We start from the raw sequence: 21,802 nt of genomic DNA, 5'->3' as shown, positions 1-21,802 counted from the left end.
AGGCGCCGGTTGCGGCGGACAACCGGTTGGCCCCCGTAACCGCCCCATGACCTGCGGGTTTCCAAGTTGCTGCGGTTTCCGGGGAGGGGGCCTTACGCGCACGCGCGCGTAAGGGGGTGGAAACTGCCGTCGCGTAGCGACTTGGTGGGGCCATGGACGGCCGTTCAGTCCCCCGAGGGTCTCCAAGCCCCACACAAGGGGGGTCAGACGTCCTGAGGGGCGCCACGGCCTTCGCCCAGACGGTGGTCGTCGCGCGAGCGCAGCGAGCTGCCAAGGGGCGCGCGGCCGTAGGCCGTTCGTTCTTGCCCTTCCTCTGCGGGGCACGCCGGCGCCGCTGATGCCCTTGTCGCTTGTCGCTTGTCTTGTCGTGACGAGACAGGACCGCACTGCGGGGTAGCCCGGAACAGGCTTTGACCTGCGAGCCGACAAGCGACAAGACAAGCGACAAGCGGATCAGGCCCGTGGGTTAGCCCAGACACGACGACGGAAGGATGCTGATATGCCCAAGCCGAAGAGCTTCACCGCATGGTTGAAGACCCACACCGATCAGCGCAATGCCATTGGGGATCTCGCGCGGGACGTCTCCACTGACCCCGACTGGCCCTCACGCAAGGGAAGGCAGGGCCAGCTTGACTACCTCGAAGAGCGCGGCGCCATCGACGCGGCTATCGAGACGCTCGAACGTGCCTGGACTCAGTACGAGGCGTACCGGGCGGCCCAGAGCGATGCCTGAGCCGTGAGCGCCGCCCGGCGCTCCTCCACCGCCGCCAGCCGCAGCGGATCGGCGTCCAGGTCGTCGGCGTACCCCGCCAGCTCTCCGGCCACGTCCGGTCGGAGGGAGCCTCGGGCGATAGCAGCGCGGGCCACCCTCTCGGGAGCCCGCATCGGGCCGTTCCTGGGGTCTGCGACGATCGGCCGCTATCTGCTAACGCCCTGGTCACCTGCGGTTTTGGTCGCTATCAGGGTCGCCATCGTTAGCAACCCCTGCCGCTATCGATAGCGGCACAAATGTAAGGGGTGCCCGCTAGCAGAGCCGCTATCGTTAGCGGGCCTAACGACTCACGGAGGCTCGGACGCCCCGCCGGAGACCTCGGGGCCTGCCTGCGCGGCATCGTCCATGGTGTCGAACCGCAGCATCTGTCTTGTATCTGCACTCGCGCGCAGAGGGTGAAGAGGGACTTGGTCTTTGTCCACCTGAAGCATGAGTTCTTTCATCTTCGGCCACGCTTTGTCGCGTGAGAAACTCTGCGGAAGGCTCGTGGTCCCAGTTGGGCGAGCGGCGAGCACTTGATCGATTGCCAAGTTTCGCGCATTGTGCATTTCTGCGCCCTTGAGGTCTGCGCCCTTCAGGTTTGCGCCTTCCAGGTCTGCATCGTCCATCTTTGTATCACCAAGCCAGGCTCCTTGCAGTTGGCACTGCTTAAGAAATGCACCCTCCAGTCGCGCTGAACCTAGGTTCGCGCCCTCCAGATGAGCGAACTCCAGATAGGCGCCGCGTAGGTCTGTACGGCGCAGATCCACCCTGAAGGGTTCGTCGCGCCGAGGGCGTCGACCAAGGACGATCAGGGCTGCCTTTACGTGTTCTGGCGGTCGGATCCTGGCTTCTCTGTGTTCGGAGTAAACTGCGTCTGGGGCGGGAGCATGGTGCCGTACGAATGCCGCCAATACCTCCACGACCGTGGGCTGGGTATCTGGAGAATCCTTCATGATCGCTTCCAGCGTGTAAATGCCACCCAACTGCTCAGGGAGCCGGCTGGAAGCCAACAACTCGATCGCCTTTCCGAAACGGTCGTTGAGCTGTCCGTCGCGAGTGAGATTCGCTTGATCTTGATGTTGTTCGCGGGTGAGTGCGAGTGACTGCTGGGTAAGGCGCAACTGTTCCTGATCTTGTTCGCGGGTGTGCGCCAGAGCCTGCCGGGTGTAGTGGAGCGATCGGGCGGTGAAGACAAGGCCGACGGCTCCAGCGGATGCGACCATGAGCGCAGCGATTGCGGTTCGGAATCCAGAGACAACGGTTGCCTTAGGTGCTTCGTCCAATCGACCAAGCTGCACCCGATCGAGATACCATGGCGCCTGCCAGAGTAAGAACAGAAGACCTGCGAATAAAGCTACCCCAGCAAGGACAGTAAGGACGTACCACCATGCTCCTCTACGCTGCTGGGCTTGCGGTTGGGTCATGAGCCCATGAAATGCCATACTTCAGCGGTCTGCAGAACATAGCGGCCGATCGAGGGATCTCAGATCTGACGACGAACTTCGGGCGCGAGGTACTAGAGGCCATGAGGCCCCCGAGTCGGAACCTGTCTGGAACCTCCGAGGTCAACCAGCAACGACAGACAACGACCACCAACGACCGTTCGAGCGCAGGTCAGTTGAGGTGAGCACCCCCCTGACCAGCCCCAAAAACCGGGCGGTCGAAACCCAGGGCAAGAAGAAGTAAGCGTTACCGATCACGCCCCCGGCCTGCGCTCACGGCGCGGATCGGGGGCGTTTTTCGTGGGCCTCGGCAGTCTCACTTCTTCGCCCGCTGCAGTTCGTCGTCGTGGTGGCGGAGACGGGTGATGACCGTGCCGGCGGTCAACAGGGCGGCGCCTGTGGCCGAGAGCGGGACCGAGATCACCAGGGCGGCCAAGGGCCTGGGCCAGTCCCGGGTGGCGGCGCATTGCACCGCGCAGACCACGAGCCCGATGCCCCAGCCCTGGAGCCGGTCCGCCCGCATCCGGAAGCGTTGTTCGACTGCCATGGGGTGCACGTGAGTCTTCTCAAGCCGACCTTGATCAGCCGCAGACTCTACGGACGGCCGTCCGGATTCATGTCCCCGAGGCACGGGCCGCCGCCGCATTCCCGTCACGGGCGGGGGCGGGCCCTCGCGCTCGGGGCTGCCTTCGTTTCCGAACGCCGGACCGGGTCCCGTCTCGCGGAGCGCCGTACGCTGAAAACATGACGCGGTTGATCGTCGCAGCAGGAGGTGGGGGCGACGCGGTCGCCGCCGCCATGCTCAGCTCGGGGCTGTACGGCGGCGCGGACCCGGCGGTGATCCTCACGTACGCGTGGGATCGTCCGCTCCTCGGCCTGGTGCCGGGCCCGCGAAAGGTTCGTGACTTCATCGGCCTCGAGCAGATCACCCCGGCCGTGTCGGCGGTGCCGGCCGAGGCACGGGCGGTCGCCCCGGCGGACTCCACACTCCCCAGGCTCGCCGCGGAGGTCCCGCACACCGTCGCGCTGCTCGACCCGCATCACGGCGCCGAAGGCGTCACGCGCCAACTGGAGGAGCTGGTCGGCCACTTCGAGCCGGAGTCGATCGACCTCCTGGACGTGGGCGGCGACATCCTCGCGCGGGGTGACGAGCCGACGCTGAAGAGCCCTCTCGCCGATGCCCTCACCCTGGCCGCCGCCTGTCAGGTGAACGCGCCGATCCGCCTGCTGGTCGCCGGCCCCGGGCTGGACGGCGAAGTCTCCCCGGACGACCTGCGCCCGGTCCTCGGCCCCGTCGTCCACACCCTCACCGCGGACGACGTGGAACGGATGGGCGCGGTCCTCGCGTGGCACCCCTCCGAGGCAGCCGCGATGCTCGCCGCCACGGCCCGAGGGGTACGGGGCGCCTGCGAGGTGCGCGATGCCGGGCCTGCCGTAGCTCTCACCGACGAAGGCCCGCGGGTGCATGAAGTGGACCTGGACGAAGCGCTGAACCGCAACCGCCTGGCCCGCGCCATCATGACCACCGCCGCTCTGGACGAGGCCGAGGCGTACAGCCGCGAGATCTGCGGCTTCTCCGAGATCGACCACGAGCGTGACACGGCCGCCCAGGTGGGGGACCAGCTTCCGGCGAAGCCGGACGCCGAAGCCGTATGGCGGCAGCTCGACCGGTTCGAGGCGCAGGCCCGCGACCGCGGAGCCACCCACACGACGTTCCGCCATCTCACCGAGGCCCTGAACCTCCACAGCTCCCAGCACGAAACCCTGCGCCGCCTGCTCACCGACAGCCGACCGGAGCAGTACGACGCGCCCCTGTGGCGCGTGGCATGACCGGCAGCGATCTGTCGCCGTCGGCTGAACTGCCCGACGTTTTGACCGGGTCCGTACAACGCCGGCGGCCCGCCCCGATCGGTCGCCGTACGAGTTTCTGGCTCGGTCGGCCGTGAAAGACCAGGTCAACGGCGTGCGGTGGGTGTGCCCGGTTCGGATTGTGCCCGTGGCCACAGCGAATCGCGAGTGCGTGGGTTCATACTGAACCATGACGAAGCCCCTTGCACAGAAGCGTCATCTGCCGACCAGCCCCTTCAAGGCGCCGGTCGCGCCGGCGCCCAAGCACTTCGCCCTGGGCGACCAGGTCACCCATGACATGTACGGTCTCGGCCGGGTGGTCGGGGTCGAGGACGGGATCGCCGCGCTCGTGGATTTCGGTACGGCGCAGATGCGGATCTTGAGCCCGTACGCCAAGATGACCAAGCTGTAGGACCGCTGTGCCCGGTCACGGCACACCAGGCCCCGCCAGGGGCCTGTGACGAAAGAGAGTCCTCTCATCGAACTGAACGCGATGTTCTCCGCCCCGGAGGCGCAGACCCGCTCCTCCGGTGCTGCCTCACCGCCTCCGGTGACCAACCCCTTCCAAGCCCCCGACTTCGGGGAAGACGACTTCCCGTTCGAGGACGCACAAGAGCCCGCCGCGCGACTGGATGCTGCACGGGCGTAAATCCGTGTGAGGTGTGGCGCTGGGTCGTCCACAATCCACGGGTGTCCACAACTGACGACGGTACGGCCGGACTTGAGCCGGTGGGCGGGGGCTCACTGAGGGCGGTGGTCGGGCGGGGCTTCGGCGCCGTCCCGCCCACGGCACTGGTCCTGCTCGGCATCGTCAGCGTTCAGCTGGGCTCGGCCGTCGCCAAGCACCTGTTCGGCGCCGTGGGGAGTCTCGGGACCGTCGCCCTGCGGCTGTCCTTCGCCGCGGTGCTGCTGCTGATGCTCTGGCGGCCCTCGCCGCGCAGGGAACGCCGCACATGGGTGGTCGTCGTCGGCTACGGCGTGACGCTCGGCCTCATGAACCTGTGCTTCTACCTCGCCCTCGACCGCATCCCGCTCGGCATCGCGGTGACCACCGAGTTTCTCGGGCCGCTGGCCGTCGCCCTGGCCGGGGCGCGGCGCCGGCTGGACGCGTTCTACGCCCTGCTCGCGGCCGGCGGCGTCGTGCTGTTGATGGAGGGGCGTGGCGACCTCGACCTGGTCGGGTTCGTGTTCGCCCTCGCAGCGGGAGCGTGCTGGGGGCTGTACATCCTCGTCGGCGCGGCGCTGGGACGGCGCACCTCCGAAGGCAACGGGCTGGCCCTGGGCATGGCCGTCGCGGCGCTGGTCGCCGTTCCGTTCGGGGCCGCCGACAGCGGTACGGCGCTGCTTCAGCCGTGGGTGCTGGTCGCGGGGCTCGCTGTGGCGCTGCTGTCGTCGGTGATCCCGTACTCGCTGGATCTGGAAGCGCTGCGCCGGATGCCGCCGCGGGTGTTCGGCATCCTGATGAGTCTCGAGCCCGCTATGGCGGCCCTCGTCGGGCTCCTCGTCCTCCAGGAGCCGCTGCACTGGTCGCAGTGGATCGCCGTGCTGTGCGTGGTCGCCGCGTCGGCCGGCGCCACACGCGGCGCCAACGAGTGAATCCCCTCGCGTCGGGTGTGGGAGCGGGGGCGGGGACGGGAAGGCCTTGGTCGTATCGGATTCGGATCAGCGACGGGCCGGGAGCGTCCCCATGCCGAAGTTCCTCATTCAGGCCAGTTACACGCCCGAGGGTACGAAGGGGCTCCTCAAGGAAGGGGGGAGCGGCCGCCGCGCCGCCGTCGACCGGATCGTGACGGAACTCGGCGGGACGGTCGAGGCCCTGTACTTCGCCTTCGGGGAAGACGACTTCGTGTGCGTCATCGACCTTCCCGACCCGGTGTCGATGGCCGCGATCAGCCTTACCGTCAAGGCCAGCGGGGCGCTGACGACCCGTGCCACTCCGCTCCTGACCGTCGAGGAGGTCGACCAGGCGACCCGTCGGCAGGTCGCCTTCCGCGCCCCCGGGGCGTAGGACCGGAGAACCTCAGGCCGACAGCGTCACCGCGTGGACCTCGTCCGCCTTGTGGCCCGCGCGTTCGTGGACCCGCTGGACCGCTTCGGCCGACGGGGCCTCCGAGAGGCAGTAGACCTCGCCGGACTCCGGGTCCGCCCAGGCCTTCTTGAAGTGGACGTTCTCGGTCCCCTCGAGGGCGAGGTCGGCGTTGTGCGCCTCCGTCAGCTGGTCCGCCGTGATGCCCTTCATGCCGTGGTGGACGTCCATGAACTCGGGCATGGTCCGCACCTCCTTCTGCCGTGGGTGCGTTTCCTCCTCCTCATGCTCCGCCCGTCCCCACGACCGCGCACGCGGAAGGCCCCGGCGGTCACGGGAGCGGCGGTGCAGGCCGAAGGCCCCGGCGGCGCCGAAGCGGCGGCCGGGGTCCTCGGTGGCGCGTCAGCGGGTCAGCCGCACTGGCACGGGTTGCCGGACTGGCAGCCGCACCCGCAGCCCGAGCCGCAGCCGCAGGCGCCCATCAGGGTGAGGTTCCTGATCTCCGCGGGCTGCTCGGTCGGGCGCTCCTGCGTGGGCTCGGACGTCGTACCGGGCGTGCTGGGGGAATCGGCCATGGTTCCTCCTCGACGAGGCTCGTGCCTGTCCCCATTGCATGCCCGGACCGTCGGGCGCATCAACGGCGCATACGAGCGCGCGGGCTGCAGCGCGCGCCCCCGACGGCCTCGGGCGCGCGCGGGTTGGCACCGCGCCCCCCGACGCCTCGGCGTCAGGCGCTCTCCGCCCCCGGCACCGACTGGATGTCCGCCTGGAGCTCGTCCGCGTGCTCGCCCGTGACCAGGTACACCACCCGCTTGGCGACCGCGACCGCGTGGTCGGCGTAGCGCTCGTAGTAGCGGCCCAGCAGGGTGACGTCGACGGCCGTCTCGATGCCGTGCTTCCAGCGGTCGTCGATCAGGTGCTGGAAGAGCGTGCGGTGCAGCAGGTCCATCGCGTCGTCGTCCTGCTCCAGCTGGAGCGCCAGGTCGACGTCCTTGGTGATGATCACCTCCGCCGCCTTCGCCATCAGGCGCTGCGCGAGCTGGCCCATCTCCAGGATGGTGGCGTGGATGTCCTGCGGCACCGCCCGCGCCGGGAAACGCAGCCGGGCGAGCTTGGCCACGTGCTGGGCCAGGTCGCCGGAGCGCTCCAGGTCGGCGCTCATGCGCAGTGAGGTGACCACGATCCGCAGATCCGTGGCCACCGGCTGCTGCCGCGCCAGCAGCGCGATGGCCCGCGCCTCCAGGTCGTGCTGCAGCTCGTCGACCTTCTGGTCGGCCTCGATGACGCTCTCGGCCAGCTTCAGATCGGCGTCCAGGATGGCGGTCGTGGCGCGCCCGATCGCCGACCCGACCAGCCGGGTCATCTCCACCAGACCGTCGCCGATCGAGTCCAGTTCCTCGTGGTACGCGTCCCGCATCAGGTTCCCTCTCGTGCGTGTCGTCCGGGGTTCCGGGCAGGGCTCCCGACCCCACGCTCCCACGTTCCGTCCCTTACGCGTCCGGTTCCGCGACCTCAAATGAATCAATCCTGGCCCCAAGGTGAACTCTGGGCGACGAGTGTTCGAGCTGACACCCGGACGGCTGTGGGCATGTCGGCTGCCATGCCTAACCTGGTGCCATGGACGTGAACGCGGCGGTCGCCGCAGCGGCAGCGATCGCCGGGGTGCTCACCGGTGTGATTGCCATGCTGGCGTTCCGCTGGAGCGAGCGGGAGCAGAAGCGCCCCACTCGTACTTCTCTGCACACCGAAGCCGTGCTCCCGCCCGGCGTCGACACCGTCCTGTCCGTACTCCGCTCCTCCGCCGTCGTCCTCGACGAGGCGGACGCCGTGGTCAAGGCCAGCTCCGCCGCGTACGCCCTCGGGCTGGTGCGCGGCGGCCGGCTCTCCGTGGAGCCGATGCTCCAGATGGCCCGCGACACCCGCAGGGACGGGGAGATACGACAGGTCGAGCTCGATCTGCCGAGAAGGGGCACCGGACGCGGTGAGGCGCTCGCCGTCTCCGCTCGGGTCGCGCCGCTCGGGTCGCGGCTGGTGCTGCTGCTCGTCGAGGACCTCACCGAGGCCCGGCGCATCGAGGCGGTCCGGCGGGACTTCGTGGCGAATGTGAGCCATGAACTGAAGACGCCGGTGGGCGCGCTCTCCCTGCTGTCCGAGGCCGTCATGGACGCCTCAGACGACCCGGAGGCCGTGCAGCGGTTCGCCGGGCGCATGCAGATCGAGGCGACCCGGCTGACCAACCTGGTCCAGGAGCTCATCGACCTGTCCCGGGTGCAGAACGACGACCCCCTGGAGGACGCCGAGCCGGTCCGGGTAGACGAACTGGTCGCCGAGGCCATCGACCGCTGCCGCCACCAGGCGGGCACCAAGCAGATCACCATGGCGGCGGGCGGCACGGCGGACCTCGCCGTGTGGGGCAACCGCGGGCAGCTCGCCGCCGCCCTCGGCAACCTCGTCGAGAACGCCGTCAACTACTCCCCAGCCCGCACCCGTGTCGGCATCGCCGCCCGGCCCCTCACCGCACCCGGCGGTGACATGATCGAGATCGCCGTGACCGACCAGGGCATCGGCATCTCCGACAAGGACAAGGAGCGTATCTTCGAGCGCTTCTACCGCGTCGACCCGGCCCGCTCCCGTGCCACCGGAGGCACCGGCCTGGGCCTGGCCATCGTCAAACACGTGGCCGCCTCGCACGGCGGGGAGGTCACGGTGTGGAGTGCCGAGGGACAGGGCTCCACCTTCACCCTGCGACTGCCGGAGGCGGGTGCGGGCCGGGACCGCGCCCACCAGCACCCCGACCTCGAAGGCGAGGACGGCCCCGACGGGGCCGGCCGGTCCGCCGAGCCGTCGCGCGGCTCGTCCCACACCCCCGACTCATCCGCGTACGAAACGCTTTCCGCCCCGGAGGTCCTTCCGTGACCCGTGTGCTCGTCGTCGAGGACGAGGAGTCCTTCTCCGACGCCCTGTCGTACATGCTCCGCAAGGAGGGCTTCGAGGTGGCCGTGGCAGCCACCGGCCCCGACGGACTCGACGAGTTCGAGCGCAACGGCGCCGACCTCGTCCTCCTCGACCTGATGCTGCCGGGTCTGCCCGGCACGGAGGTGTGCCGTCAGCTGCGCGGCCGCTCCAACGTCCCGGTGATCATGGTGACCGCCAAGGACAGCGAGATCGACAAGGTCGTCGGCCTGGAGATAGGGGCCGACGACTACGTCACCAAGCCCTTCTCCTCCCGCGAGCTGGTCGCCCGTATCCGCGCGGTGCTGCGCCGCCGCGGCGAGCCGGAGGAGGTCGCCCCGGCCGCGCTGGAGGCCGGCCCGGTCCGCATGGACGTCGACCGGCACGTGGTCACCGTCAGCGGGTCCAAGGTCGACCTGCCGCTGAAGGAGTTCGACCTGCTGGAGATGCTGCTGCGCAACGCGGGCCGCGTCCTGACCCGTATGCAGCTCATCGACCGGGTCTGGGGTGCGGACTACGTGGGTGACACCAAGACCCTCGACGTGCACGTCAAGCGGCTGCGCGCCAAGATCGAGCCGGACCCGGGCGCGCCGCGCTACCTGGTGACGGTGCGGGGCCTCGGCTACAAGTTCGAGCCGTAAACCGCGGTCCCGGCTCTCTGTCCACGCCGAAGGGCGGCACCCCGTGCAGGGGTGCCGCCCTTCGGCGCGGTACGGCGGTGGTGCGACGGCTCAGTGGCCGGCCGACGGCGAGGTGCTCGCGGAGGCCTGGTCGGTCGGGGTGCCGGACGGCTTCTGGGACGGGCTGGGCGAGGCGGAGCCCGACGGGGAGCCGGACGGCTTCTGGGACGGGCTCTGCGCCGGAGCGCTCGGGATGCCGGCCGGGCCCCAGTTGCTGAAGTAGCTGGTGGCCGGGACGACGAACGCGGTGAGCGTCACGTCGCCGGTCTGACTGAAGGTGAAGACGACCTTCTGGGCGTTGCCGTCCTGGACGGCCTCCCGGCCCGAGGTCAGCATGGCCGTGGCGTTGCCCTTGCCGCCGAGGACGACGGAGCTGTGGGCCGGGATGGTCAGCTTGCCCTTGCCGTTCGCGGGCTTGATCTCGGCGGTCTTGCCGCTGCCCTCCACCTTGACGGCGTCCAGCGTCTGGGCGGTGCCGCCGGTGTTGAACAGGGTGGCGGAGATCGCGGCCGGGCCGGTGGACTCGCGGTCGGGCTGGGTGATGACGAGCGCGTTCTGGACCTTGATGTCCCCGACGCTGGTGGCGGCGTTGTCCGGCTTGACCTGCAGAGTCTGGGCGTTGTTCCCGGAGCCGCAGGCGGCCAGCGAGGCGATCGAGAGGGCGGTGACGGAGGCGGCGAGGGCGCCGCGTCGAAGGCTGCTGCTCACGGCGGCGGCAACTCCTTGAACGCAGGGGCAGCTTTCCTTGTAAAGCCGCCCTAAGGGTCAGTCAGCGGGCTTAGGTTATCGAGCCGTTCCCGCGCCGCCGCACCCGACCCTCCCCGGAGCTCCCGGATCGCTCGGCAGGCGGTACCGGGGAGGGCATGGGGAGGGGCAAGTAGTGGGGCAAGGGCAGGCGCATGGCGTGGGGCATCACGCTGGGTCACGTCGGAGCTCCGAGTAGGAGTCACGGTGGCATCAGAAGGGTTCTGGAGTCACAACTGACTCACCAGTCACTTTGACCACTGCCTTCGTACGCCATTCACATAAGTCGCCGCAGGTCTCCGCGGTGCGGTAGGCGAATATTCCGTGAAGAATGCACGGCGCCCGCAGAAATTGATCACGCCGGATGAGGCGGCCCCCCTTCCTGCTTCCTTCCTGCCCCCTTCCCGCTTCCTTCCGGATCGCTTCCGGGAGCCTTCCGTGCGGGCCGTGATCAATTCCTGATTCGATGCGTAAGCGCCTCCGGTGGGCCGAACGGAGTAGCGTAAGTCGCACGCATGGAACCGGACATTTGGGGATGTTAAACCCGCTCAGGAGGGCTCCCGGAGGTTGTGACGGGCGCGTTTCATGGGCCTCGGGAAGCGGCTCCGACCTGCGAATACCTGCCTCCGCCCGCCCGCCGCAGCACGTTCGCATCGCTGTTGTCAAGCCCCGAGATATGCCCTGACCTGCGAAAACGCCATTCAGAAGACGCCGTATCCGTGTTACTCTGGATAGCCACGGAAGGGGTACCTGTCACATGACGTTCAAGGTTGGCGACACCGTGGTCTATCCCCATCACGGGGCCGCGCTGATCGAGGCTATCGAAACTCGCCAGATCAAAGGCGTGGACAAGACCTACTTGGTGCTGAAGGTCGCCCAGGGTGACCTGACGGTACGTGTGCCAGCGGACAATGCGGAGTTCGTCGGCGTGCGTGATGTGGTCGGTCAGGACGGGCTGGACCGAGTCTTCGAGGTGCTGCGCGCTCCGTACGCCGAGGAGCCCACGAACTGGTCCCGTCGTTACAAGGCAAATCTGGAGAAGCTCGCCTCCGGCGATGTCATCAAGGTCGCGGAAGTCGTGCGTGACCTGTGGCGTCGTGAGCGCGAGCGTGGACTCTCCGCAGGTGAGAAGCGCATGCTCGCCAAGGCGCGGCAGATCCTGGTGAGCGAGCTCGCCCTCGCGGAGAACACGAACGAGGACAAGGCCGAGGCCCTCCTCGACGAGGTTCTCGCGTCCTGACGCGGCCCCGTCCGCCTCAGTTCAGCACGGTGTGAAATGCCGCGGTGCCCGATGACCTGACTGTGTCGCCGGGCGCTGCGGCATGTCCGTTTCCGTCGCCGCGTACGGCTGCCGTGCGTGTCGTGCGTACGCTACGTCTCGTACGTTTCCCTATCCGCGCACGTGACGTCGCTGCGGTCCTGCTGTCGTCCTGTCGAACTGTCGTCCTGTCGGGGGCAAGCCCCCGACACCGATGCGCCGGGGTCGGGCCGCCGGCTCGACCAGGGTCACGGAAGGGTCCGGTCAGAGCGTCGCGCGCCCGGCACGGTGAGGCCATACCCACCGGGGCCGAGCACACAAACCTGACAGGAACCGATGTCTGACGTTACGCGTCCTTCAGCCACCGAGCCGCGTACGGCCGTGGTGATTCCGGCCGCCGGCCGCGGCGTACGCCTGGGGCCGGGCGCCCCCAAAGCGCTCCGCGCGCTGAGCGGCACGCCGATGCTGGTGCACGCGGTGCGCGCCATGGCCGCGTCGCGGTTCGTCTCCCTCGTCGTCGTCGTGGCTCCGCCGGACGGTGCCGGGGAGGTCAGGAGCCTGCTCGACGCGCACGCGCTGCCCGAGCGGACGGACTTCCTGGTGGTGCCGGGCGGCCAGTCGCGGCAGGAGTCCGTGAAGCTCGGGCTGGACGCGCTGCCGGGCGACTACGACATCGTGCTGGTGCACGACGCCGCGCGGCCGCTGGTGCCCGTCGACACGGTGGACGCGGTGGTCGAGGCGGTGCGCGCGGGTGCGGTGGCCGTGGTTCCGGCGGTGCCGCTCGCGGACACCGTGAAGGAGGTGGAGCCGGCGGCGGTGGAGGGGGAGCCCGAGCCGGTTCTGGCCACGCCGTCGCGGGCGCGGCTGCGGGCCGTGCAGACGCCGCAGGGATTCGACCGGCGGACGCTGGTGCGGGCGCACGAGAGCGTGACCGGAGAGGTGACCGACGACGCGAGCATGGTCGAGCAGCTCGGGGAGCGGGTGGTGGTCGTGCCGGGGCACGAGGAGGCGTTCAAGGTGACGCGGCCGCTGGATCTGGTGCTGGCGGAGGCGGTTCTCGCGCGGCGGAGGCTGAACGATGGGTTCTGAGACCGTGCCCCCGCTGCCTCGGGTCGGGATCGGTACCGACATCCACGCCTTCGAGGAAGGGCGTGAGTTGTGGTGCGCGGGGCTCAAGTGGGAAGGGGAGGGGCCCGGGCTGGCCGGGCACTCCGACGCGGACGTCGTCGCGCATGCGGCGTGCAACGCGTTGTTCTCCGCGGCGGGGCTGGGGGACCTCGGTCAGCACTTCGGGACCGGGCGGCCCGAGTGGGCGGGGGCGTCGGGCGTGACGCTGCTGGCGGAGGCCGCGCGGATCGTGCGCGAGGCGGGGTTCGTCATCGGGAACGTCGCGGTGCAGGTGATCGGGGCGCGGCCGAAGATCGGTAAGCGCCGGGGTGAGGCGGAGGAGTTGCTGTCGTCGGTGGTGGGGGCGGCGGTGTCGGTTTCCGGCGCGACGACGGACGGGCTCGGGTTTCCGGGGCGGGGGGAAGGGCTGATGGCTGTGGCCACGGCGTTGGTGGTTCGGGCTGGGTGAGGTTGCCGTCCGGCGGGAGCGGGGCGTCTGCGGGTGCGTTGTGGCTGGTCGCGCAGTTCCCCGCGCCTCTTGTGGGCCTGCGGCGGCCCGTGCGGTGCGTCGTGGCGTGCCCAGCGCCTGCGGTTCGTCGTGGGTCGGGGCCGGGGTGGGCGGGTGCCGGTCGGCATCCGGCAGGGCTTGGGGGAGGGACCCCGTCGTGCCGGACGCCGAGGTCACGAAACCGTCCCCGTAAGCCCGCGGCGGCGCCTGGCACTGGTGTGGGGCCACTACCCTGGATGCGTGACTATTCGCCTGTACGACACCAGCGCCCGGCAGATCCGTGACTTCATCCCGCTCACGCCGGGTTGCGTCTCGATCTACCTGTGTGGCGCCACCGTGCAGGCGGCCCCGCACATCGGGCACATCCGTTCCGGGCTGAACTTCGACATCCTGCGCCGCTGGTTCACCTACCGCGGCTACGACGTCACCTTCATCCGCAACGTCACGGACATCGACGACAAGATCATCGGGAAGGCGGACCAGCAGAACCGCCCCTGGTGGTCCATCGGCTACGAGAACGAGCGCGCCTTCAACGACGGCTACACCGCCCTCGGCTGCCTTCCGCCGACGTACGAGCCGCGTGCCACCGGCCATGTCACCGAGATGGTCGAGATGATGCGCACGCTCATCGAGCGCGGGCACGCCTACGAGGCCGACGGCAGCGTCTACTTCGACGTCAGGTCGTGGCCCTCGTACCTGGAGCTGTCCCGGCAGGATCTGGACGAGATGCGCCAGCCCTCCGAGGAGGGCATCACCGGCAAGCGGGACCCGCGTGACTTCGCCATGTGGAAGGCCGCCAAGCCGGGCGAGCCGAGCTGGGAGACGCCGTGGGGGCGGGGCCGTCCCGGGTGGCACCTGGAGTGCTCCGCCATGGCGCACAAGTACCTGGGATCCGCCTTCGACATCCACGGCGGCGGCCTGGACCTGATCTTCCCGCACCACGAGAACGAGATCGCCCAGGCCAAGGCGTTCGGCGACGACTTCGCCCAGTACTGGCTGCACAACGCCTGGGTCACCATGAGCGGCGAGAAGATGTCCAAGTCGCTGGGCAACAGCGTCCTGGTCTCCGAGATGGTCAAGCAGTGGCGGCCCATCGTCCTGCGGTACTACCTGGGGACCCCGCACTACCGCTCGACCATCGAGTACAGCGAGGAGTCGCTGCGCGAGGCCGAGTCCGCGTTCGCCCGGATCGAGGGCTTCGTGCAGCGGGTGGTGGAGAAGGCCGGCGACGTCGAGCCCGCCGCCGAGGTGCCGCCCGCCTTCGCCGAGGCCATGGACGATGACCTCGGCGTGCCGCAGGCCCTGGCGGTGATTCATACGACGGTGCGCCAGGGCAACAGTGCTCTGGCCGCCGACGACAAGGACGCCGCCGTCGCACGGCTCGCCGAGGTGCGGGCCATGCTGGGCGTCCTCGGGCTCGACCCGCTCGACGAACAGTGGGCCGGCGAGAACGACCGGGGTGACGATCTCCACGGGGTCGTCGACAGCCTCGTACGCCTGGTCCTGGAGCAGCGCGAGTCCGCTCGGGCGCGCAAGGACTGGGCCACCGCGGACGCCATCCGCGACCAGCTCGGCCAGTCCGGGCTGGTCATCGAGGACAGCCCGCAGGGGCCGCGATGGAGCCTCGGGGCCCGTTAGAACACCGCGAATGTGCCGCCCGGGGCTACGGGCGGCACACTTGCACTGACGTACGTACACCCAACGCATCACGGAGACAGGTAGGTCATGGCCGCGAACAACCGTCGCATGTCCGGCAAGAAGGGCGCGCAGGTCGGCAGTGGCGGCAAGCGACGCCGGGGCCTGGAGGGCAAGGGCCCGACTCCGCCCGCCGAGATGCGCAAGGGGCACGCCAAACAGCGTGCGGCGCAGGCGAAGTCCCGGCGCGCGCAGGGACGCGCTCCGCAGCGCCGGGGCGGCGGCAAGTCCGCCTCCGAGCTGGTCGTCGGCCGTAACCCGGTCTACGAGGCGCTGCGTGAGGGGGTGCCCGCCACCACGCTGTACGTGCAGCAGTTCATCGACAACGACGAGCGCGTGCGCGAGGCGCTGCAGCTCGCCGCCGAGCGCGGCGGCATCAACCTCATGGAGGCCCCGCGTCCCGAGCTGGACCGGATGACCAACGGGCTCAACCACCAGGGCCTCGTCCTGCAGATCCCGCCGTACGAGTACGCCCACCCCGAGGACCTCGCCGACGCCGCCGCCGACGAGGGCGCGGACCCGCTGATCGTCGCCCTCGACGGGGTGACCGACCCGCGCAACCTCGGTGCCGTCGTGCGGTCCGTCTCCGCCTTCGGCGGGCACGGCGTCGTCGTACCCGAGCGGCGTGCGGCCGGCATGACCGCCGGTGCCTGGAAGACGTCCGCCGGTACGGCCGCCCGTACGCCGGTCGCCCGTGCGACGAACCTGACGCGGGCGCTGGAGGCGTACCAGAAGGCCGGCATCGTCGTCGTCGGCCTGGCCGCGGACGGGGAGGTCGAGCTCGGTGAGCTGGAGGCCCTCTCGGGGCCGGTGTGCATCGTCGTGGGCAGCGAGGGCAAGGGGCTGTCCCGGCTGGTCGGCGAGACCTGTGACTACCGGGTGCGCATCCCGATGCCGGGTGGGGCCGAGTCGCTCAACGCCGGTGTCGCCGCGGGCATCGTGCTCTACGAGGCCGCGTCCCGCCGCCGGGGCTGAATGTCTGTTCGCTGATATCGCCCACACGGGGGGATTGCGGGCTGTCCGGACAAGCTTGACGGGGTCCGGACAGATCCGCGCGGGCAAGGCAGTGTCCTAAGCACACATCACTCGGTTAGATGAGTGTGGACACCAGAACACCCCGCACACCCACGGGGGACCGCTCGTCGGGTTTCGACGACGCTCCCGCGCTGAGCATGGTGAAGGTGCCGAGCGATCCGGCGCAGATCATCGTGAGCCACGCGAGCTTCCGCGTGCAGTTGGGTGCGTCGTCCGTGCGCACCCGGTCTCCGCGGATCGCGCGGCACTTGAGCGCCACCCCGGACACCGCCCGCGTGCCTGCCGCAGGCGCCGCCGCCGCGGCCGCGGCGGCCCGGCGCCGGCCCGTCGTCTGGAGCGGCAGATCCGACCCCGACGACACCGGCGCCCACCGCCTGCTCCAGGCCGTGCGGGCCGGCAGCGTCGGTCACGCCGAGCCCTCCGCAGCCGACGCCGGAGCCACTCAGGTGCTGCCACGCGTCGCGCCGGCCCACGAGGGCTACGTCGATCACGACGACCTGGAGCAGACCGTCGAGCCGCCCGTCGTCGGCGCTCAGCGCACCTCCGAGGACGGCGCGGGCACCCGTCTGCTGCCCGCGATGCGCAGCGTCGGCAGCGTCTACGACGAGCCCGGCGACCCCGGATACGGGTCCGGATACGACGGGTCCGGGTACGGCGGGCCCGCATACGACCGGTCCGGATACGACGGCTTCGGCGACGTGGACGAGACCGGCGAGGACAGCGGCGAGGCGGACGCCCCCGGCCGGCGCCACGGCGACGATCCCGCGCGGCACGCGTACTACCCGCACCGCCGGATGAACCTCGGCGTCGTCCTGCTCCCGCTGCGCATCTTCCTCGGCTTCATCTCCATCTACGCCGGCATGGGCAAGCTGTGCGACCCCGTCTACTTCGACGGCGGCAAGCGCGGCTCCATGGTCAAGTGGCTCAACACCCTGCACCCCTGGGAGGTCGCCGAGCCGCTGCGCCAGTTCGCCCTCCATCACCCCGTCGGCTCCGGCCTGGTCATCGCCTTCCTCCAGGTGGTGGTCGGCGTGCTGACCGTCCTGGGCTGCTGGCAGCGGGTCGCGGCCGTGGTCGGAGCGCTGCTGTCGGCCGCGCTCATCGTCACCGTCAGCTGGAAGACGGTTCCCGTCTACGACGCCCCCGACATCATCTACCTCGCCGCCTGGTCGCCGCTGATCATCGCCGGCGCCCCCGTCTACTCCGTCGACGGCCGCCTCGCCGCCGGCGCCTGGCGGCGGCTCGGACCGCGCTCCGACATCTGGGAGCTGCGCAGCTACGTGCTGCGCCGCGGCGCGCTGATCACCGCCGTCGCCACCGGGCTGACCCTGCTCGTCGGGTCGCTGCTCGGCGGCGCGGTGCGCGACGCCGACCGGGTCGTCGCGCCCGGGCCCGGCGAGGCCCCGCGCAACGAGCTGCCCGGCTCGCCGCTGCCGCAGCGGTCCGGCGAGCACACCTGGCGGCACACGCCGTCCGCGTCCGCAACGCCGACGCGGGGCGGGGCCACCTCCGGTCCCGCGCACGGGGCGCACACGCCGGGGGCGACGCGTTCCTCGGATACGGCGACCACCGGGGCGCCCAGCCAGACGCAGGGCACCGGTGGACAGGCGCCGTCGCGGCACTCGTCGCCGACCGGTCAGGGGCCGAGCACCAGCTCCGGGCCGACCTCCGGGGGCGGCACGTCGGGCGGCTCCGGGTCGTCGGGCGGCAGCAGCGGCGGCTCCGGATCGTCCTCTTCCGGTGGCTCCGGCTCCTCCTCCGGCCAGTCCGGCCTCGTGGGCGGCCTGTTGGGGTAACGCGGCCGGTGGGCGGCGTGCTCGGGTAGCCCACCGGCCGAATCCTCCGACGATCCCTTGGCCGACCCGGCGGCCGGTACGGCGATGGGGCTCCGCGTGTGGTGCGCGGGGCCCCATCGGTGTGTGGTGCGGTGTTCTGGTGCCGCTGCGGTGTGCTGGGCGGTGCGTGTGCTGTGCTGCCGTGGCGTCAGCGGCTCAGGGCCGCCAGCTCCTTGGCCGCCTCGGTCAGGTCCTTCGCCGTGTCGATCGCCCGCCAGTAGGCGCCCTGGGGGAGCGGGAAGCCGGCCAGGCGGTGTTCCCGGGCCAGGCGCGGGAACGTGGTGCGCTCGTGGTCGCCGCGCTCGGGGAGGAGGCCCGCGAAGGCCGGGGAGAAGACGTAGACGCCCGCGTTGATCTCGAAGGTGGACGGCGGGGCCTCGATGAAGTCGGTGATGTGGCCGAACCCGTCGGTCTGCACGGCGCCCCAGGGGATGCGGGGGCGGGCGAGGGCGAGCGTCGCTATGGCGTCGCGCTCGGTGTGGAAGTCGGCCATGTCGCGCAGCGAGAAGCGGGTCCAGATGTCGCCGTTGGTGGCGTACCAGGGCCGGTCCGGGTGCGGCAGGTGCGCGGCGGCGAACTTCAGGCCGCCACCGCGGCCGAGGGGCTCCGCCTCGACGACGGTGGTCACGCGCACGGGGAGGTCGGCCGACCGGAGCCACTGCTCGAGCACGTCGGCGAGGTGGCCGCAGGAGACGACCACGTCGGTGACGCCCTCTTCGGCGAGCCAGGTGAGCTGGTGGCCGATGATGGGCGTGCCCGTCCCGGGGATCTCGACCATCGGCTTGGGCCGGTCGTCGGTGTAGGGGCGCAGCCGGGAACCTTGGCCGCCGGCCAGGATGACGGCTTGGGTGGGGCGGGTCAGGGCGTGCGGATGGGTCATGCCGGAAGACTACGGCGGGGTGGCTGCGGAGTGCCTGCGGGGGCTTGTGCGGGTGCCTGCGGTGCTTTCGGTGGTGGTTCGGGTGCGGGTTGCGTCGTGGTTGCTCGCGCCGTTCCCCGCGCCCCTTGTGTGCCTGCGGCGGCCCGTTGCCCTCCGGTGGGTGGCTTGGTGTCGCGCCTGCGGTTGTCCGTGGGTCGGGGCCGCGGTGGGGGGTGTCCGTCCTCGGTCCGGCCGGCCGTTTCCGACGGACCTGCCGGGTCTCGGTGCCGGCCGCTGCGGGCGGACACCCCCCACCACGTCCCCTTCCCGCCGTGCGCGGGTGCGGCGACGCCGTGGCATGGGTCCCTCGGCGGGCGTCAGCTGTGGGCCGCCAGGATGCCTGAGGCGTACGACGTGTCGCAGACCGGGCGGGCGAAGGACTGGGCGCGGGAGGGGCCGTAGATGCGGACCGCCGCGCGGCCCAGGGCCCGGGCGATGGAGGTGCAGTGCTCGGCCAGCGACGGCTTGTCGTTGACGACCTGCTGGAGGTGGGTGAGGGCGACGCCGGGGTCCTTCTGCTGGAGCTCGGTGAGGAGCTGGTCGCGCAGGACGTCCTGGGGGGCGCGGCGGGCGGTGTTCTTGGCGTCCGTCGCACTCGTCACGTCGGTGGCGGCGAGCACCGAGTCCGAGCGGTTCCCGGACCAGTTGACCCGGGTGACGGCGAGGGTCCCGGAGAGCACCAGGACGACGGGCAGGACGAGGGCGAGGGAGCGGCCGATGCGGCGGGCGGGGCCCCGGTGACCGCGTGGCGTCTGTTGGGTGGTGGAGTGCTTCACGCGTGTGAGGGTAGCGCCCGGTAATGATTTGGCGACATTTAGTCACCTGTTCGGGGGATGGGGGAGGGGGGACTTCTGGGTAGTGGGTTGACGCACGCTGGTCGAAACGGGGGGTTTGCCGGGGTATTTGTCGACAACGAGAGGGGCCCCGCGGCAGTTCGCGGGGCCCCTCTTCGTCAACCTGGGTGAATCATGCGCCGGGAGGTCAGTCCGACAGGCGCGCGCCCGTCGAGGTGGAGAACACGTGGGTCTCGCCCGAGCGCGGCACGACGTGCAGCGTGCTGCCCTTCTCCGGCACCTCGCGGCCGCCCACGCGGACCACGAGGTCCTTGGTCTCGGCGCCGATCTTGGCGGTGCCGTAGACGAACGCGTCGGAGCCCAGCTCCTCGACGACGTTGACGGTGACCGGGACACCGAGGTCGGAGTCGGGGCCGGCCACGTCGAAGTGCTCGGGGCGGACGCCGACGGTGACCGTCTTGTCGGTGGCGGCGGCCAGCGCCTCCCGGTCGACCGGAACGACGCTGTTGCCGAACTTCACGCCGCCGTCGGTGATCGGTACCTCGACGAGGTTCATCGCCGGGGAGCCGATGAAGCCGGCCACGAAGAGGTTGGCGGGCCTGTCGTACATGTTGCGCGGGGTGTCGACCTGCTGGAGCAGACCGTCCTTGAGGACCGCGACGCGGTCGCCCATGGTGAGGGCCTCGACCTGGTCGTGGGTGACGTAGACCGTGGTGATGCCCAGGCGGCGCTGGAGGGAGGCGATCTGGGTGCGGGTGGAGACGCGGAGCTTGGCGTCCAGGTTGGACAGCGGCTCGTCCATGAGGAAGACCTGCGGCTCACGGACGATCGCGCGGCCCATCGCCACACGCTGGCGCTGACCGCCGGAGAGCGCCTTCGGCTTGCGGTCCAGGTACTCGCTGAGGTCGAGGATCTTCGCGGCCTCTTCGACCTTCTGCCGGATCTCCGCCTTGTTGACGCCGGCGATCTTGAGCGCGAAGCCCATGTTGTCGGCGACCGTCATGTGCGGGTAGAGCGCGTAGTTCTGGAACACCATGGCGATGTCCCGGTCCTTCGGCGGCAGGTGCGTGACGTCGCGGTCGCCGATGCGGATCGCGCCGCCGTTGACGTCCTCCAGGCCCGCGAGCATCCGCAGGGAGGTGGACTTGCCGCAGCCGGACGGACCGACCAGGACGAGGAACTCCCCGTCGGCGATCTCGATGTCCAGGGCGTCGACGGCGGGCTTGGTGGAACCCGGGTAGATCCGGGTCGCCTTGTCGAACGTGACAGTGGCCATGGTGAATGGGCCCCCTTCTACCGGCAGGAACGTGCCGGACGATCCGTTGTAGGAAGGTGGTTGGTGTAGTCCACGCAGGTGAACTGGCACAGGACGGTACCTGGCGTTCACCTGGTCTGTCAGTAGGCGAGCCCCTGTGAACTTCGCGGAAATTTTCGATCGGGCCGCCGCGGGAGGTAGGTACACTGCACGGGCGTGTCCGTCCAGCGCGGACCCGGGCCTCCTTAGCTCAGCTGGTTAGAGCGCCGCTCTTGTAAAGCGAAGGTCGTCGGTTCGAATCCGACAGGGGGCTCTTTCGCTGAACAGCGCGAACGCCCCGGCCGGTGATCGGTGCGGGGCGTTCGACATCCACGGGCTGATGGCCTTCCCGCTGTGTGCCGGTGCCGTGCACGGCACCCAGGAGAGGCAGGGGCGGATGGCTGCCGACCGGCATCAGCGGATACGACGTGCATGCAGGGGCGCTGCGGTGGGATGTGCGGTGACATTCCTGTCGGCCTCCTGCTCCGTCTACCCGGTCGAGATCGACAGCGCTGATCAGCTGGCGGGTGTGTGGTCGGACTTCGCCGGCAGGACGGTCGAGTTCACGGACGACGGCACGTTCACGGCCAAGGGCTTGGACAAGGCGTACGTCGGCGCCGAGTGCTCCGGGATCGCCGACCGGCAACATGGAACCTTGTCCCTCTTCGGAACCTATGGCGAGGTCACCTTCGACGGAGTGGACTGCGAGGGCATGAAATTCGCCTTCTACGGCTCCCCGAGCTCCTTCGTCGCCTGCTTCACTCGGGACGTGACTTCCGGGGGGTGCACGGACGAATTCCGCCGGAGGAAGACCGACCCGAGTGATCCTGGCCGGGAGCCGGCTACTTGATCGCCGCGTCACGCGTCGGTCCGGATCCGACGGGGGTTCCCGGGAAGCCCAGGTCAGGTGC

Annotated in this window: 24 protein-coding genes and 1 tRNA gene; 15 read left to right on the top strand and 10 right to left on the bottom strand. The window is 70.1% G+C overall.

Annotation, left to right across the window (positions count from 1 at the left end):
- Window positions 1–499: 499 nt before the first annotated feature.
- On the top strand, window positions 500–733 hold the full coding sequence (locus AB0J12_RS09285) for a YozE family protein (protein ID WP_363263614.1): 234 nt from the start codon (window positions 500–502) through the stop codon (window positions 731–733).
- On the opposite strand, the gene AB0J12_RS09280 is transcribed toward AB0J12_RS09285, so the two are convergent.
- From AB0J12_RS09280 to AB0J12_RS09270, 3 genes are all read right to left on the bottom strand, one after another.
- Entirely contained in the window at window positions 694–885 is a 192-nt protein-coding gene (locus tag AB0J12_RS09280) for a hypothetical protein (RefSeq protein ID WP_363263613.1), read from the bottom strand. The two genes, AB0J12_RS09285 and AB0J12_RS09280, sit on opposite strands and share 40 nt — an antisense overlap.
- Window positions 886–1,059: 174 nt before the next feature.
- On the bottom strand, window positions 1,060–2,178 hold the full coding sequence (locus tag AB0J12_RS09275) for a pentapeptide repeat-containing protein (RefSeq protein ID WP_363263611.1): 1,119 nt from the start codon (window positions 2,176–2,178) through the stop codon (window positions 1,060–1,062).
- 334 nt (window positions 2,179–2,512) lie between these two features.
- The gene (locus AB0J12_RS09270; protein WP_363263610.1) at window positions 2,513–2,743 is read right to left on the bottom strand and encodes a hypothetical protein; all 231 of its coding nucleotides are present in this window, start codon (window positions 2,741–2,743) and stop codon (window positions 2,513–2,515) included.
- A gap of 197 nt (window positions 2,744–2,940) precedes the next feature.
- Here AB0J12_RS09270 and AB0J12_RS09265 point away from each other — a divergent pair, with 197 nt between their 5' ends.
- From AB0J12_RS09265 to AB0J12_RS09250, 4 genes are all read left to right on the top strand, one after another.
- Window positions 2,941–4,026 (top strand): DUF1152 domain-containing protein, encoded by a 1,086-nt coding sequence (locus tag AB0J12_RS09265; protein ID WP_363263609.1) that lies wholly within the window; start codon window positions 2,941–2,943, stop codon window positions 4,024–4,026.
- Between the two features lie 208 nt (window positions 4,027–4,234).
- Complete coding sequence (locus AB0J12_RS09260; protein ID WP_363263608.1) at window positions 4,235–4,456, top strand: hypothetical protein; 222 nt, start codon at window positions 4,235–4,237, stop codon at window positions 4,454–4,456.
- A gap of 278 nt (window positions 4,457–4,734) precedes the next feature.
- The gene (locus tag AB0J12_RS09255) at window positions 4,735–5,640 is read left to right on the top strand and encodes a DMT family transporter (RefSeq protein ID WP_363263607.1); all 906 of its coding nucleotides are present in this window, start codon (window positions 4,735–4,737) and stop codon (window positions 5,638–5,640) included.
- A gap of 91 nt (window positions 5,641–5,731) precedes the next feature.
- Window positions 5,732–6,052, top strand: coding sequence for a GYD domain-containing protein (locus AB0J12_RS09250; RefSeq protein ID WP_363263606.1), 321 nt, complete (start codon window positions 5,732–5,734; stop codon window positions 6,050–6,052).
- Window positions 6,053–6,064: 12 nt separating this feature from the next.
- On the opposite strand, the gene AB0J12_RS09245 is transcribed toward AB0J12_RS09250, so the two are convergent.
- The 3 genes from AB0J12_RS09245 to phoU all read right to left on the bottom strand — a co-directional run bounded on the left by AB0J12_RS09245 (window position 6,065) and on the right by phoU (window position 7,487).
- The gene (locus AB0J12_RS09245; protein WP_363263605.1) at window positions 6,065–6,313 is read right to left on the bottom strand and encodes an SCO4226 family nickel-binding protein; all 249 of its coding nucleotides are present in this window, start codon (window positions 6,311–6,313) and stop codon (window positions 6,065–6,067) included.
- Between the two features lie 167 nt (window positions 6,314–6,480).
- Window positions 6,481–6,645 (bottom strand): hypothetical protein, encoded by a 165-nt coding sequence (locus AB0J12_RS09240; protein WP_363263604.1) that lies wholly within the window; start codon window positions 6,643–6,645, stop codon window positions 6,481–6,483.
- Window positions 6,646–6,797: 152 nt separating this feature from the next.
- Window positions 6,798–7,487: a phosphate signaling complex protein PhoU gene (phoU, locus tag AB0J12_RS09235; protein WP_363263602.1), complete on the bottom strand. Its 690-nt coding sequence runs from the start codon at window positions 7,485–7,487 to the stop codon at window positions 6,798–6,800.
- A gap of 200 nt (window positions 7,488–7,687) precedes the next feature.
- Between phoU and AB0J12_RS09230 the strand changes: the two genes are divergently transcribed.
- Window positions 7,688–8,986 (top strand): ATP-binding protein, encoded by a 1,299-nt coding sequence (locus tag AB0J12_RS09230; protein WP_363263601.1) that lies wholly within the window; start codon window positions 7,688–7,690, stop codon window positions 8,984–8,986.
- On the top strand, window positions 8,983–9,663 hold the full coding sequence (locus AB0J12_RS09225; RefSeq protein ID WP_076087010.1) for a response regulator transcription factor: 681 nt from the start codon (window positions 8,983–8,985) through the stop codon (window positions 9,661–9,663). Before AB0J12_RS09230 ends, AB0J12_RS09225 begins: the two co-directional genes overlap by 4 nt.
- A 90-nt stretch (window positions 9,664–9,753) precedes the next feature.
- Here the strand turns inward: AB0J12_RS09225 and AB0J12_RS09220 are convergent, their stop codons facing one another.
- Window positions 9,754–10,410, bottom strand: a complete 657-nt coding sequence (locus AB0J12_RS09220) for a copper chaperone PCu(A)C (protein WP_363263600.1) — start codon at window positions 10,408–10,410, stop codon at window positions 9,754–9,756.
- A 793-nt stretch (window positions 10,411–11,203) separates the two neighbouring features.
- Here AB0J12_RS09220 and AB0J12_RS09215 point away from each other — a divergent pair.
- The 6 genes from AB0J12_RS09215 to AB0J12_RS09190 all read left to right on the top strand — a co-directional run bounded on the left by AB0J12_RS09215 (window position 11,204) and on the right by AB0J12_RS09190 (window position 17,845).
- On the top strand, window positions 11,204–11,686 hold the full coding sequence (locus tag AB0J12_RS09215; protein WP_003953493.1) for a CarD family transcriptional regulator: 483 nt from the start codon (window positions 11,204–11,206) through the stop codon (window positions 11,684–11,686).
- 354 nt (window positions 11,687–12,040) lie between these two features.
- Window positions 12,041–12,793 (top strand): 2-C-methyl-D-erythritol 4-phosphate cytidylyltransferase, encoded by a 753-nt coding sequence (ispD, locus tag AB0J12_RS09210; protein WP_363263599.1) that lies wholly within the window; start codon window positions 12,041–12,043, stop codon window positions 12,791–12,793.
- Window positions 12,783–13,280, top strand: a complete 498-nt coding sequence (gene ispF / locus AB0J12_RS09205; RefSeq protein ID WP_363263598.1) for a 2-C-methyl-D-erythritol 2,4-cyclodiphosphate synthase — start codon at window positions 12,783–12,785, stop codon at window positions 13,278–13,280. The genes ispD and ispF overlap by 11 nt, the downstream gene beginning before the upstream one ends.
- A gap of 279 nt (window positions 13,281–13,559) precedes the next feature.
- Window positions 13,560–14,957 (top strand): cysteine--tRNA ligase, encoded by a 1,398-nt coding sequence (gene cysS, locus AB0J12_RS09200; RefSeq protein ID WP_363263596.1) that lies wholly within the window; start codon window positions 13,560–13,562, stop codon window positions 14,955–14,957.
- An 87-nt stretch (window positions 14,958–15,044) separates the two neighbouring features.
- Window positions 15,045–15,989 (top strand): 23S rRNA (guanosine(2251)-2'-O)-methyltransferase RlmB, encoded by a 945-nt coding sequence (rlmB, locus tag AB0J12_RS09195; RefSeq protein WP_363263595.1) that lies wholly within the window; start codon window positions 15,045–15,047, stop codon window positions 15,987–15,989.
- 119 nt (window positions 15,990–16,108) lie between these two features.
- Window positions 16,109–17,845, top strand: a complete 1,737-nt coding sequence (locus AB0J12_RS09190; RefSeq protein WP_363263594.1) for a DoxX family membrane protein — start codon at window positions 16,109–16,111, stop codon at window positions 17,843–17,845.
- 187 nt (window positions 17,846–18,032) lie between these two features.
- Here the strand turns inward: AB0J12_RS09190 and AB0J12_RS09185 are convergent, their stop codons facing one another.
- The 3 genes from AB0J12_RS09185 to ugpC form a co-directional block, all read right to left on the bottom strand.
- A complete protein-coding gene (locus AB0J12_RS09185; RefSeq protein ID WP_363263593.1) occupies window positions 18,033–18,764 on the bottom strand; it encodes a nucleotidyltransferase family protein in 732 nt (243 codons plus the stop codon).
- 356 nt (window positions 18,765–19,120) lie between these two features.
- Window positions 19,121–19,579: a hypothetical protein gene (locus AB0J12_RS09180; protein ID WP_363263592.1), complete on the bottom strand. Its 459-nt coding sequence runs from the start codon at window positions 19,577–19,579 to the stop codon at window positions 19,121–19,123.
- A 205-nt stretch (window positions 19,580–19,784) separates the two neighbouring features.
- Window positions 19,785–20,873: a sn-glycerol-3-phosphate ABC transporter ATP-binding protein UgpC gene (gene ugpC / locus AB0J12_RS09175; protein WP_363263591.1), complete on the bottom strand. Its 1,089-nt coding sequence runs from the start codon at window positions 20,871–20,873 to the stop codon at window positions 19,785–19,787.
- Between the two features lie 218 nt (window positions 20,874–21,091).
- Between ugpC and AB0J12_RS09170 the strand changes: the two genes are divergently transcribed.
- Window positions 21,092–21,165, top strand: a tRNA-Thr gene (locus AB0J12_RS09170).
- 186 nt (window positions 21,166–21,351) lie between these two features.
- Window positions 21,352–21,741, top strand: a complete 390-nt coding sequence (locus AB0J12_RS09165) for a hypothetical protein (RefSeq protein WP_363263590.1) — start codon at window positions 21,352–21,354, stop codon at window positions 21,739–21,741.
- The last annotated feature ends 61 nt before the right edge of the window (window positions 21,742–21,802 follow it).

The organism is Streptomyces sp. NPDC049915, assembly GCF_040656475.1.
Lineage (GTDB): Bacteria > Actinomycetota > Actinomycetes > Streptomycetales > Streptomycetaceae > Streptomyces.
Note: the sequence above shows the minus strand (reverse complement) of the source record. Positions and strands in the feature narration are given on the sequence as shown.